The 12,253-nt window shown below is 68.6% G+C and carries 11 protein-coding genes and 1 riboswitch; of the genes, 10 read left to right on the top strand and 1 reads right to left on the bottom strand.

The features are described 5' to 3' along the window. The first annotated feature begins 49 nt into the window (after window positions 1-49). The 10 genes from G0D83_RS02985 to G0D83_RS03030 all read left to right on the top strand — a co-directional run bounded on the left by G0D83_RS02985 (window position 50) and on the right by G0D83_RS03030 (window position 10,702). Window positions 50-1,234 carry an ROK family transcriptional regulator gene (locus G0D83_RS02985; RefSeq protein WP_203594851.1) on the top strand — a complete coding sequence of 395 codons (1,185 nt, stop codon included), beginning with the start codon at window positions 50-52 and terminating at the stop codon, window positions 1,232-1,234. 177 nt (window positions 1,235-1,411) lie between these two features. Then, the gene (locus tag G0D83_RS02990; protein WP_164189387.1) at window positions 1,412-2,917 is read left to right on the top strand and encodes an alkaline phosphatase; all 1,506 of its coding nucleotides are present in this window, start codon (window positions 1,412-1,414) and stop codon (window positions 2,915-2,917) included. A gap of 72 nt (window positions 2,918-2,989) precedes the next feature. Beyond that, window positions 2,990-3,409 (top strand): hypothetical protein, encoded by a 420-nt coding sequence (locus tag G0D83_RS02995; RefSeq protein WP_164189389.1) that lies wholly within the window; start codon window positions 2,990-2,992, stop codon window positions 3,407-3,409. Between the two features lie 7 nt (window positions 3,410-3,416). Beyond that, entirely contained in the window at window positions 3,417-4,103 is a 687-nt protein-coding gene (locus G0D83_RS03000) for an ABC transporter ATP-binding protein (RefSeq protein WP_164189391.1), read from the top strand. After that, complete coding sequence (locus G0D83_RS03005; RefSeq protein ID WP_164189393.1) at window positions 4,094-5,482, top strand: FtsX-like permease family protein; 1,389 nt, start codon at window positions 4,094-4,096, stop codon at window positions 5,480-5,482. Before G0D83_RS03000 ends, G0D83_RS03005 begins: the two co-directional genes overlap by 10 nt. A gap of 59 nt (window positions 5,483-5,541) precedes the next feature. Continuing rightward, a riboswitch (cobalamin riboswitch) is annotated at window positions 5,542-5,747 on the top strand. A 111-nt stretch (window positions 5,748-5,858) separates the two neighbouring features. Continuing rightward, a complete protein-coding gene (locus G0D83_RS03010) occupies window positions 5,859-7,694 on the top strand; it encodes a TonB-dependent siderophore receptor (protein WP_164189395.1) in 1,836 nt (611 codons plus the stop codon). Continuing rightward, a complete protein-coding gene (locus tag G0D83_RS03015; protein ID WP_164189397.1) occupies window positions 7,694-8,527 on the top strand; it encodes an ABC transporter substrate-binding protein in 834 nt (277 codons plus the stop codon). The genes G0D83_RS03010 and G0D83_RS03015 overlap by 1 nt, the downstream gene beginning before the upstream one ends. Next, the gene (locus G0D83_RS03020) at window positions 8,524-9,507 is read left to right on the top strand and encodes an iron ABC transporter permease (RefSeq protein WP_164189399.1); all 984 of its coding nucleotides are present in this window, start codon (window positions 8,524-8,526) and stop codon (window positions 9,505-9,507) included. Before G0D83_RS03015 ends, G0D83_RS03020 begins: the two co-directional genes overlap by 4 nt. Then, window positions 9,504-10,241: an ABC transporter ATP-binding protein gene (locus tag G0D83_RS03025; protein ID WP_164189401.1), complete on the top strand. Its 738-nt coding sequence runs from the start codon at window positions 9,504-9,506 to the stop codon at window positions 10,239-10,241. Before G0D83_RS03020 ends, G0D83_RS03025 begins: the two co-directional genes overlap by 4 nt. A gap of 68 nt (window positions 10,242-10,309) precedes the next feature. Beyond that, entirely contained in the window at window positions 10,310-10,702 is a 393-nt protein-coding gene (locus tag G0D83_RS03030; RefSeq protein ID WP_164189403.1) for a GFA family protein, read from the top strand. A gap of 47 nt (window positions 10,703-10,749) precedes the next feature. Here the strand turns inward: G0D83_RS03030 and trpB are convergent, their stop codons facing one another. Continuing rightward, on the bottom strand, window positions 10,750-11,970 hold the full coding sequence (gene trpB, locus G0D83_RS03035; protein ID WP_164189405.1) for a tryptophan synthase subunit beta: 1,221 nt from the start codon (window positions 11,968-11,970) through the stop codon (window positions 10,750-10,752). Window positions 11,971-12,253: the final 283 nt, after the last annotated feature.

Raw genomic sequence — 12,253 nt, forward strand, 5'->3', positions numbered from 1 at the left:
TATTAACGCCAGTCTGTAATCTGAGCCACGTCGGAATGGGGGAGACGGCATGCACACGCAGGAGATTGGACAGGAGATCAGGAAACTGAGCGACGGCGCCAACCAGATCGGCGTAAGGGCGCACAACGAGCGGCTGATCCTGTCGATGATTCAGCGCCACGGCGCCCTGCCTGGCAGCGACATCGCAAAGCACAGCGGGCTCTCGGCTCAGACCGTGTCGAACATCCTGCGCAAGCTCGAGGCCGAAGAGTTCCTGCTGCGCCGCGAGCCGACGCGCGGGCGGGTGGGCAAGCCCTCGGTGCCGATGGCGCTGAACCCCGACGCGGCGCTCTCCTACGGGCTGAAGATCGGGCGGCGCTCGGCGGACCTCGTGGTGATGAACCTGATGGGCGATGTGCTGGGATCGTCGCAGACCACTTACCCCTACCCGATGCCGGCCGAGATCTTCGCCTATCTCGAGAGAGGCATGGCGGACCTGGCGCACAAGCTTTCACCCTACCAGCGCGAGCGGCTCTGTGGCATCGGCATCGCCGCACCCTCGGAGATCTGGAGCTGGACCGACGTGCTCGGCGCCCCCATCGACTTCAGCATCTGGGCCGAGATCAACGTGCAGCAGGAAGTCGCCAAGCTCAGCGACCTTCCGCTCTTCACCGAAAACGACGGCACGGCCGCCTGCCGCGCCGAACATGTCTTCGGACGGGGACGCGAATTCGCTGACTACGCCTATTTCTTCATCGGCTCCTTCATCGGCGGCGGCCTGGTGCTGAATTCCAGCGTCACCGTCGGCGCGCAGAACAACGCCGGGGCCTTCGGCTCGCTGCGGGTGCCCGCGCCCGGCGGCGGCGAGCTGCCGCTGATCGACGCCGCCTCGCTGCACCCGCTCGAGGCCGCCATCGCGGCGGACGGGCTGGACACCACCGCGCTCTGGACACAGCCTCAGGACTGGCGCGCCTTCGAGCGGCAGATCGACCCTTGGGTCGCGCGCACCGGCGACGCCCTCGCGCATGCGATACGCTCGATCGGCTCGGTCCTGGATTTCGAGGTGGCGCTGATCGACGGCGCCATGCCTCCCGACGTGCGCGCACGCGTGGTGGCGCGCAGCCGGCAGGCACTGGATCGGCTCGATACGCGCGGCATGCTGCCGCCCCGCCCAGAAGAGGCCCGCGTCGGCGCCAATGCCCGCGCGCTCGGCGCCGGCTGCGCCCCGATCTACGCGCAGTATTTCTTCCAGTAGGACCGGCGGGCCCACCCCGACCTCTACAGCCGTGCTCCTCCGGCTCGCGCGGCGCGCAAACTGTCGCACAGGTGTCATGAAATCATCACGCGACTGTTATCCCGCTCCTGTCTGAAGCGCCCGACACCCTCAACCGTGCAACGGGCCCCGCCCTTCAGACTTCGGAGCATCCCTGTCGTGAAAACGATCTTCTCCACCACCTCGCTCGCCCTGATCCTCGCCGCAGGGAGCACTGCAGCGCAGGACATCCCGCAGGCCAATGACGCCTGGTTCACCGCCGGCCAGGAGGCCATCCAGGCCATCATCGACCGCGAGATGAACACCGGCCGCGCCAAGAACGTCATCCTGCTCGTCGCTGACGGCAACGGCGTCGGCACCAACTACGCCACCCGCCTCTTTGCCGGCCAGCAGCAAGGCCAACTCGGCGAAGAGCACGTGCTGCCCTACGAGACGCCGGACTTCCACAGCGCCCTGGTGAAGACCTACAACATCAACGCCCAGACCCCGGACTCGGCCCCGACCGCGGGGGCGATGAACACAGGCGTGAAGCAGCGCTTCAACCTGATCAACCTCGGCGGCGACGCGATCCATGACGATTGCTCGACCGTGGCCGGCAACGAGCTGACCACCTTCGCCGAGATCGTCACTGGCATGGACAAGTCGGTGGGCGTCATCTCGACCGCGCGGCTGACCCACGCCACCCCGGCGGGCGTCTACGCCAAGACCGCCAACCGCAACTGGGAAGACGAGGTCCCCGAGGGCTGCACCGCCCAGAAGGACATCGCCAGCCAGCTGATCGACCAGATGGAAGCCGGTGTCGTGGACCTCGCCATGGGCGGCGGCCGCCGCTACTTCGCCGGCACCGACGTGACCCTCGACGAGGGCGGCAAGGGCCACCGCCCGGATGGCGTTAACCTGATCGAAACCGCCACCGGCATGGGCGCGCAATACGCCTGGAACACAGAAACCTTCAACGGCCTGAGCCTCGACGGCTCCGCGACGGTGCTGGCGCTCTTCAACGACAGCCACATGGAGTACGAGGCCGACCGCGCCGAGGATGACGAGCCCTCGCTGGCCGAGATGACCAAGGCCGCGATCGAGTACCTCAGCAGCAACGAGAACGGCTACTACCTCGAGATCGAGGCGGGCCGGGTCGATCACGCCAACCACGCCGGCAACGCCAAGCGCACGATGATCGACGGCATGGCCTTTGCCGACGCCGTGGCCATGGCCGACGAGCTGACCGACGACGCCGACACGCTGATCATCGTCACCGCCGACCACGAGCACTCGATCGCCTTCAACGGCTACTGCGGCCGCGGCACGCCGATCGAGGGCCTGTGCTACGACGTCGCAAAGACCGGCGAGATGCACTCGGACGAGCTGGTGCTGGCCGATGACGGCAAGCCCTACACCGTGGTGGGCTACCTCAACGGCGCCGGCTCGGTGCTGACCAAGGGCGAGGGCGAGAACGACTACTCCGGCTCGCGCCCCGAGCTGACCCAGGAAGAGGCCACCGACATCGACTACGTGCAGCAGGCGCTGATCCCCAAGTCCTCGGAAAGCCACTCGGGCGAGGATGTCGCGGTCTATGCCAAAGGCCCCTGGGCGCATCTCTTCGACGGCACCATCGAGCAGAACGTGATCTTCCACGTGATGCACCACGCCGTCACCGCCGAGTGATCTTCTTCTGACAGATTTGGCGGGGGCGGACTGTCCGCCCCCGTCGCCGTTCCCGCTCGAAAGCCTCTCGCCATGTTCACCCGCCGAACGTTCCTCGCCTCGACGCTCGCCACCCCCTGTCTCACAGCGCCCGCCGCGGCCGATCCTTTGAAGCTGCGCGAGCTCTACCAGACCAAGGGCCGCGGCCTTTCCGAACTCGCCCAGCAGAGCGCCGGCCAGAGGCTGGAAGTCGAGGGGTTCATGGCGCCCCCACTCAAGGCCGAGAGCCGCTTCTTCGTGCTCACCAAGATGCCCATGGCCGTCTGCCCCTTCTGCGAGACCGAGGCCGAATGGCCCAATGACATCATCGCGGTCTACGCAAAACGCGTGGTCGAGCTGAGGCCCTTCAACGTCAAAATCGTCACCAGCGGAGTGCTGGAGCTCGGCGCCTACACCGATCCCGACACCGGCTTCGTCAGCCTGATGCGGCTTGTCGATGCGACCTACGGCTGAGCCGCCCATGTCCCTGCCCCTTGTTGTCAAGGACCTGCGGCTGCACAGCCCGCGCGGCCGCCTGCTGCTCGACCTGCCTGCCCTCGACGCAGCGCCCGCTGCGCTGATCAGCATCCGAGGCGTCTCGGGCGCGGGCAAGACCACGCTGCTCTACGCCCTCGCCGGGCTGCTGGACCGCGCCGAAGGGTCTGTGCGCTGGGGCGAGACCGAGCTTCTGGCGCTCACCCCCGAGGGCCGCGCCCGCTTCCGCGCTGCCAATATCGGCATGATCTTCCAGGATTTCATGCTCTTCGAAGAGCTTGGCGCGCTCGACAACGCCGCGCTGACCGCGCTCTTTCGCCCCCGTGCCGAACGCGAGGCGCTGCGCACCCGCGCGCAGGCCCGGCTCGCGGCGCTGGGGCTGACCGAAATGGGCCGCGGCGTCACCAGCTTCTCCGGCGGCGAGCGCCAGCGCGTCGCCATCGCCCGCGCCATGGCGGCCGAAGCCCCGGTTCTGCTGGCCGACGAGCCCACTGCCAGCCTCGACCGCGGCACTGCGGACCGGCTGATCGACGACCTCGTGCAGCTCGTCCGGACCCAGGGCACAACGCTGATCGCAGTCAGCCACGACGCGGCGCTGCTGGCGCGCATGGACCGGGTGCTGACCATCTCTGGCGGGCAACTGCTGGCCGACGAGGGGGCCGCATGCGCCTGATATGGGACTCCCTCCCGGCGCTGGCTCAGGACGTCGCGCTGCTGGCGCTCCTGCTTCTGCCCGCGCTCATCACCGGGCTCCTCGTCCTGCGCGGCTATGCCCCCTGGCCGCTGCTGCGCGGCTTTCTCGGGCGCTTTCGCTGGAGCACGGGGCTCTTCGTGCTGCTCATCGGAATCTCGACCGGCATGGGCATCGGGCTGCTGGCGCAGGAGCGCGGGCTGCGCCGCGGCACAGCGCAGGCGGCGGACAAGTTCGACGTCATCGTCGCGGCGCCGGGCAGCGAGCTGACTGCCCTCTTCGCCTCGGTCTTCCTGCAGCCCTCGGACATGGGGCTGGTTTCGGGCACCGCCTACGCCGAGATCGCCGGTCACCCGCAGGTCTCCATCGCCGCGCCGCTGGCGTTCGGAGACAGCTACGGCAGCGCGCCGGTGGTCGGCACGACCGCGGACTTCCTGCGCCATCTTTCCGAGGACCGGATTGAGGGGCGGCTCTGGGAGGATCACGCCGAGGCGGTGATCGGCGCGCTGGTGCCGCTGGAGATCGGCGCAGGCTTCACCCCCGCGCATGGCACCGGCGACGCTGCCGATCCCGAGGCGCATGGCGGCAGCCACGAGGCGGTAGGGGCAGAGGACCATGATGGAGACACTCACCACGACGAGGCCCACGACCACGACCATGGCGCAGCCATCACCGTGGTCGGCCGCATGGCGCCCACCGGCACGCCCTGGGATCGGGCGATCCTGATCCCGGTCGAATACGTCTGGGAAATCCACGGGCTCGCCAACGGCCACGCGCCGGACAATGAGGCCCGGATCGGCCCGCCCTTCGATCCCGAGTATTTTCCCGGCACCCCCGCCGTGGTGGTGCGAGCGCAGGAGCTCTGGGCCAATTACGCGCTGCGTTCCGAGTTCACCCGGGACGGCGAAACCATGGCCTTCTTCCCCGGCGCGGTGCTTTCGCGGCTCTACCGAGTGATCGGCGACGTGCGCCAGGCGATGTCGGTGATGGCGCTGGTCACCCAGGGGCTGGTGGCGGCGAGCGTGCTCACCGGGCTCTTCATCCTCACCCGCCTCTTCCGCCGCCAGATCGCGCTGCTGCGCGCGCTCGGCGCGCCCCGGCGCTTCGTCTTCGCCACGGTCTGGGCCTTCTGCGCGGTGCTGCTGCTCGCGGGGGCGCTGCTCGGACTGGCGGTTGGCTGGGGCGCGGCGGGGCTGCTGTCGCGCGTGCTGAGCGCCCGCACCGACATCGCGATCTCGGCCCTGCCGGGCTGGACCGAGCTGCACCTGCTGGCCGGCTTCGTCTCGCTCGCCCTGCTGCTGTCCCTGCTGCCCGCCGCCGTGGTGCTGCGCCAGCCGGTCCTGGACGGGCTGCGGAGCTGAGCCCGCGCGCCTCAAGGTGTCCGACCGTTTCTGATCATTGCGCGACGCGCGGCGAGTCGCTATGCCGTCCCTGCTTCGGTTCCGGGCGGCTTGCTGCCCGGTGAATAGGGAATGCGGTGCGGGCGGCCTGCCCAACTCCGTGACTGCCCCCGCAACTGTAGGCGGAGAGCGACGCCGGACCTAAGTCACTGCCTTTCGGGGCGGGAAGACCCGGCCAAGCGATGACCCGCGAGTCAGGAGACCTGCCGAAGCCGATCACCCAGTCCCGGCGCGGGGAGCGCCGCGGGCGACGGACCTTCCGTAGAGGTGGCATCACGCTAACCGTCTGCGGCAGGGGACTCCCTTCCGGCGACAAGAAAAGAACGGAAAAGGGACCATGAAGCCAACGCAGCGCGCAGCGCTCTTCACAGCCACCGCCCTCACCACGCTCGGCCTCACGGGCACCGCCTTCGCGCAGGAGGCCACCGACCTCGGCACGCTGACCCTCAGCGCCAACCGCGGCGAAAGCACCGAGCTTGCGCGCAGCGGGGTGACGGTGGAGGTGGTCACCAAGGAAGACCTCGAGCAAAGCGGCGAGACGCTGCTCGCCGACCACCTCGCGCGGCTGCCCGGCGTCAGCGTATCGCGTAACGGCGGTATCGGCGGGCTCACCTACATGCGCATTCGCGGCCTCTCGAGCCGATATGTTGGCGTCTACATCGATGGTATCGACGTCACCGACACCTCGGCGCCTCAGATCCAATACGACTTCGGCACGCTGACCACCGGCGGCATCAGTCGCATCGAGGTGCTGAAGGGCTCGCAATCGGCGCTCTACGGCTCCGAGGCGATCGGCGGCGTGGTGAACATCACCACCAACCGCGCCACCGAGGAAGGGCTAAGCCAGAGCGTCGAAGCCGAATACGGCAGCTATGACACCCGCAAGCTGGGCTACAACCTCAGCTACCTTGGCACGCGCGGCAGTTTCGCCTCGTCGCTGAGTTACATCAAGACCGACGGCTATTCCGCCGCCGACGAAGACGACGGCAACGACGAGGCCGACGGTCACGAGGCCACCCGTCTTAGCTTCTCGGGCGACTACGCGCTGACCGACACGGTGACCCTGGGCGGCGCGGCCTTCTGGGAAAAAAGCAGCCACGATTACGACGAGTTCGGCCCGACGGACGGCGTCACGCACGACGAGAAGGTTGAGGGCGAGCAATACGGCGCGCGGGCTTTCGCGCGCGTGGAAACCGGCGGCGTCCGCCACGAATTCTCGGCGCAGGTCTTCGAGACCGACCGCACCGACACCTACGAGGGGTCGGATACTGACTATCTCGGCCAGCGCCGCGGTCTCGGCTACGAGGGCCAGACCGGACTCGGCGCCGCAACCCTCACCTTCGGCGCCGATTACATGCGCGAGGAGTTCGAGGTACTCAGCGCATGGGGTGACAGCGAAGGCGACTACGCGACCATCGGAATCTGGGCACAGGCCGACTGGCACCTGAGCGACAAGCTGGAACTGGTCACCGCCCTGCGCCACGACGACCACTCCGAATTCGGCGGCAAGACCACGGGCCGAATCTCGCTGGCCTACCTTCCGAACCCCGACCTCACGCTGCGTGCCAGCGTCGGCACGGGCTTCCGCGCGCCCTCTCCCTACGAGCTCTACTCAACCGGCTCGGGTAACCCGGTTCTCGAGCCCGAGACCTCGGTGAGCTACGAGCTCGGCGTCGAACAGCGCTTCGGCGCGGGCTACCTCGGCGCGACCCTCTTCCGCACCGAGATCACCGACCTCATTGACTACAACTACCCAAATTACGTGCAGATCGACGGCACCAGCTGGACGCAGGGCGTGGAACTGACCGGCGGGGTGAACCTGTCCGAGGCGCTGTCGCTTGCCGCCGCCTACACCTGGACCGACAGCAAGGACGCGCAGACCGGCGACCGTCTGTCCCGTGTGCCGCTGCACGACCTGTCGCTGTCGCTCGACGCCGATGTGACCGATGCCTTCCGTGCCGGCCTGACGGTGCAGCATGTCTCGGGCCTCGAGGATACCGACGAGCCGCTGGACGATTACACCGTCGCCAACATGAACCTGCGCTATGCCCTCACCGATCAGGCCGAGCTCTACCTGCGGGTCGAGAACCTCTTCGACGAGGACTACCAGGTGGTGAAGGGCTACGGCACCTCGGACCGCGCCGCCTATTTCGGCGTAAGGGCGAGCTTCTGATGCTGCGGCGCGCGCTGATCCCACTGTCCCTGCTCGCGGCTATGGGCCTGTCCCCGGCCACCGCGCAGGACGCTCCGGCGCGCGTCGTGTCGATGAACCTCTGCACCGACCAGTTGGCGATGCTGCTCGCGGCCCCGGGTCAGTTGCTCTCGGTCTCGAAGCTGGCCCGGGACCCGATGAGTTCGGCCATGGCCGATGCGGCGATGGCCTACCCGGTCAACCACGGGCAGGCCGAGGAAGTCTGGCTGATGCAACCGGACCTCGTGATCGTCGGCAGCTATACGGCGCAGGCGGCGGCGCAGATGCTCGAACGGCTCGGAACTCGGGTGCAGCGGATTGCCCCCGCCACCTCGCTCGCCGACGTGCCGGCGCGGCTGCGCACGCTGGGCGAGGCGATGGGCCGGCAGGCGCGCGCCGAGGCGCTGATCGCCGAATTCGAGACCCGCCTCGCCGCCCTCCGCGAAAAGGTGGACCGCCGCCCCTCTGCCGCGCTCTACTACGCCAATGGCTACACCACCGGCGACCAGACGCTTGCGGGAGAGATCCTGCTCGCCGCCGGGTTCGACAATATCGCCGGGGCGCGGGGCGGCGGTCAGCTGCCTCTCGAGGCGCTGGCCATGGCCCAGCCCGAGGCGCTGATCACCGCCCGCCCCTACCCCGGCGCCTCGCGCTCGGAGGAGATCCTGATGCACCCCGTCGTCCGCCAACTGCGCGCCGCCCAAGCTGCCACCGCCAACACCGGAACCGACTGGATCTGCGGCACACCCTTCGTGCTGCAGGCCATCGAGGAGCTCTCGGAGTTTCGCAAAGCCCTCGAAACGGAGACCGAATGACCCGCGCCCTCGCGATCCTCCTGCCGCTGGTACTGGCGCTGGCGGCGGTCTCGCTGTCGCTCGGCCCGGCGGACGTCAGCCTGCCCGAAAGCCTGCGCGCGCTGGTCTTCGGCGGGGACGGCCCACTACCCATGGTGATGCGCGAGATCCGCCTGCCCCGGGTGCTGCTGGCGCTGATGATCGGCGGCACGCTGGGGCTGGCAGGGGCGGCGATGCAGGGCTACCTGCGCAACCCGCTGGCCGAGCCCGGATTGCTGGGCGTCTCGGCCAGCGCAGCGCTCGGGGCGGTGCTGGCGATCCAGACCGGGCTGTCGGCGGCCTTTGCGCTGGCGCTGCCCCTCAGCGCCCTGGCGGGCGCTGTGGTGGCCGTGCTGATCCTCATCGTGCTCGCCGGGCCGCGCGCAGAGACGCTGACGCTGATCCTGGCCGGGGTGGCGCTTTCGGCGGTGGCCGGGGCGCTGACCCAGCTTGTCCTGAACCTTTCGCCCAACCCCTTCGCCGCAAGCGAGATCGTCTTCTGGATGATGGGCTCGCTCGCCGACCGCTCGATGCTGCATGTCTGGCTGGCGCTGCCCTTCATGGCCCTGGGCGTGCTGCTGCTGGCCGGGGTGGGGCGCGGGCTCGATGCGCTGACGCTGGGCGAGGACGCCGCCTCCTCGATGGGCATTGACCTCGGGCGGCTTCGGATGCGCGTGGTGTTCGGCACCGCCTGCGTCGTGGGCGCGGGGACCGCGGTGGCGGGGGCGATCGGCTTCGTCGGGCTGGTGGTGCCGCACCTGCTGCGCGGTGCCGTCGGTGGACGGCCCGGGCCGCTGCTCTGGGCGTCGGCGGCGGGCGGCGCGGCCATGCTGCTTGCCGCGGACATCGCAGTGCGGGTTGTGGCGCCGGACCGCGACCTCAAGCTCGGGGTGCTGACCGCACTGGTTGGCGCGCCCTTCTTCCTGCACCTCGTCTGGCGCAGCCGGGGGGAACGGGCATGAGCCTCCTGTCGCTTCACGATCTCTCCGTAACCTTACGGGGGCGCAGCGTCTTCTCTGGCATCACGCTGGAGATCGGCGCCCGCGAGGTGGTCGGCCTCATCGGCCCCAACGGCGCGGGCAAGACCAGCCTGATGCGCGCCGCGCTGGGGCTGATCCCCTCGGGCGGGCGCAGCTCCCTGTCCCGGCTCACCCCGCAGCAGCGGGCCAAGGCCGTCGCCTGGATGCCGCAGGCGCGCGAAATCGCCTGGCCGGTCAAGGTCGAGGACCTCGTGGCGCTCGGCCGCCTGCCCCATGGCGATCACGCGCCGGCCCCGGTCGAAGCGGCCATCGCCAAGATGGGCCTCGAGTCTTTGCGCAAGCGCCGTGCCACCAACCTCTCGGGCGGCGAGCAGGCGCGCGCGCTTCTGGCCCGGGCGCTGGCGCAGGAGACGCCGCTCTTGATGGCTGACGAGCCCACGGCGGGGCTCGACCCGGCGCATCAGATCGCCACCATGGAGGTCTTCGGCGCCCTTGCTGCCGAGGGTCACGGCGTTCTGCTCTCGCTGCACGACATCGGCTTGGCGGCGCGGCATTGCACGCGGCTGGTGATGCTGGCCGAGGGGCGGCTGCTGGCGGACGGGCCGCCGGAAGAAGTGCTGACCGACGCGTTGCTGGCGCGGGGCTTCGGCATCACCGCCTACCACGCGCAGACGCCCGACGGGCCGGTGTTCCAGCCGATGCACCGGGCGCGCTGAGCGCAGGTCTTGCCGGGCGCGTCCCGGGCGATACCTCCGGTGCAAGCACTGACCGGAGGAGCGGCGCAATGGAGACCTACGAAGGCGGATGCCTCTGCGGCGCAGTCCGCATCCGGGCGGAGGGGCAGCCCTATAGGGTCGGCCTCTGCCATTGCCTCGACTGCCGCAAGCACCACGGAGCGCTGTTCTACGCCGCAGCGATGTTCCCCGAAGCCGCGGTCACCGTGAGCGGAGAAACCCGAAGCTACAAGGGGCGGCACTTCTGCCCGCTCTGCGGCTCCTCGGTCTTTGCGATCGACGGGGACGAGGTGGAGCTGCATCTCGGCGCGCTCGATGCGCCGGGGCAGTTGATGCCGAGTTACGAGAACTGGACGGTCCGGCGCGAGCCCTGGCTGCCGGAGCTGCCGCTCGCCCATCACTACGCGGGCAATCGAGAAGGCACCGGGCGCGGCGAGGACTAGAAGATCCGGGCGACGCATCGCCCGGATCAATCAATGGCTTCGAGCCTTCAGCTGATATCGACACCGAGGTGCTTGGCGACGGCGAAGATGTCCTTGTCGCCCCGCCCACACATGTTCATGACAATGATGTGGTCCTTGGGCAGATCGGGCGCGATCTTCATCACGTGGGCCAGCGCGTGCGACGGCTCGAGGGCGGGGATGATGCCTTCGGTCGAGCACGACAGCTGGAACGCCTCGAGCGCCTCCTTGTCGGTGATCGCGACGTATTCGGCGCGGCGGGTGTCATGCAGCCAGGCGTGTTCCGGCCCGATACCCGGATAGTCGAGACCGGCCGAGATCGAGAACCCCTCGAGGATCTGCCCGTCGTCGTCCTGCAGCAGATAGGTGCGATTGCCATGCAGCACGCCGGGGCGGCCGCCGGTGAGCGAGGCGCAATGCTCCATCTTCTCGTTGACGCCCTTGCCGCCGGCCTCGACGCCGATGATCTTCACGTCCTTGTCGTCGAGGAACGGATAGAACAGACCCATGGCGTTCGAGCCACCGCCGATGGCGGCGATGATCGTGTCGGGCAGACGGCCCTCCTGCTCGAGGATCTGTTCCTTGGTCTCCTTGCCGATGATCGACTGGAAATCGCGGACCATCGCCGGATAGGGGTGCGGACCGGCCACCGTGCCGATGCAGTAGAAGGTGTCGCGCACGTTGGTCACCCAGTCGCGCAGCGCATCGTTCATCGCATCCTTCAGCGTGCCGCGGCCGGACGTCACGGGGATCACCTCGGCGCCCAGCAGGCGCATGCGGAAAACGTTGGGCTGCTGGCGCTCGACGTCATGCGCGCCCATGTAGACGACGCACTTGAGGCCGAACTTGGCGCAGACCGTCGCCGTCGCCACACCGTGCTGACCCGCGCCGGTCTCGGCGATGATGCGGGTCTTGCCCATGCGGCGGGCAAGGATGATCTGACCCAGCACGTTGTTGATCTTGTGCGCGCCGGTGTGGTTGAGCTCGTCGCGCTTGAAGTAGACCTTGGCGCCGCCGAGGTGCTCGGACAGCCGCTCGGCGTAGTAAAGCGGCGAGGGGCGGCCGACGTAGTGCTTCCACAGCCAGTCCATCTCGTCCCAGAAGCTCTGGTCGGTCTTGGCGCGCTCGTACTGTTCCTCAAGCTCGAGGATCAGCGGCATCAGCGTCTCGGACACGAAGCGCCCGCCGTAGATGCCGAAACGGCCCTTCTCGTCGGGGCCTGTCATGAAGGAATTGACCAGATCGTCCATCGCGCCTCTCCCGCAGAATTTCCCCCTCTCTAAAGCAAGCGCGCATCCAATGACCAGAGGTCACGCGCCGCGCACGGCGAATTGTCCCCGATGAGCCGACGCCGTTTCGTCCCGGACCTCCGCCCCCGGGCCGCGCGGCCTCGCTGCGGTGGCGATTGCGCAGTCGGGGCGCAGATCTCCGGCAGGCGTCCCGCTGTGGCCCGCGGTTTCCAAAGTGCCCCTTGCAAAATAAAATCGGCCTTCCTAACCTCCGATGAGCGCCGCGCTTTTTTGCGCGAACCAC

It is taken from the genome of Salipiger sp. PrR003 (genome assembly GCF_010500785.1).
Lineage (GTDB): Bacteria > Pseudomonadota > Alphaproteobacteria > Rhodobacterales > Rhodobacteraceae > Salipiger > Salipiger pacificus_A.

Bases quoted from the DNA above. Each gene is read 5' to 3' on its own strand.
- G0D83_RS02985 (WP_203594851.1), top strand. From the start codon at position 50: ATGCACACGCAGGAGATTGGACAGGAGATCAGGAAACTGAGCGACGGC.
- G0D83_RS02995 (WP_164189389.1), top strand. From the start codon at position 2,990: ATGTTCACCCGCCGAACGTTCCTCGCCTCGACGCTCGCCACCCCCTGT.
- G0D83_RS03000 (WP_164189391.1), top strand. From the start codon at position 3,417: ATGTCCCTGCCCCTTGTTGTCAAGGACCTGCGGCTGCACAGCCCGCGC.
- G0D83_RS03005 (WP_164189393.1), top strand. From the start codon at position 4,094: ATGCGCCTGATATGGGACTCCCTCCCGGCGCTGGCTCAGGACGTCGCG.
- G0D83_RS03010 (WP_164189395.1), top strand. From the start codon at position 5,859: ATGAAGCCAACGCAGCGCGCAGCGCTCTTCACAGCCACCGCCCTCACC.
- G0D83_RS03015 (WP_164189397.1), top strand. From the start codon at position 7,694: ATGCTGCGGCGCGCGCTGATCCCACTGTCCCTGCTCGCGGCTATGGGC.
- G0D83_RS03020 (WP_164189399.1), top strand. From the start codon at position 8,524: ATGACCCGCGCCCTCGCGATCCTCCTGCCGCTGGTACTGGCGCTGGCG.
- G0D83_RS03025 (WP_164189401.1), top strand. From the start codon at position 9,504: ATGAGCCTCCTGTCGCTTCACGATCTCTCCGTAACCTTACGGGGGCGC.
- G0D83_RS03030 (WP_164189403.1), top strand. From the start codon at position 10,310: ATGGAGACCTACGAAGGCGGATGCCTCTGCGGCGCAGTCCGCATCCGG.
- trpB (WP_164189405.1), bottom strand. From the start codon at position 11,970: ATGGACGATCTGGTCAATTCCTTCATGACAGGCCCCGACGAGAAGGGC.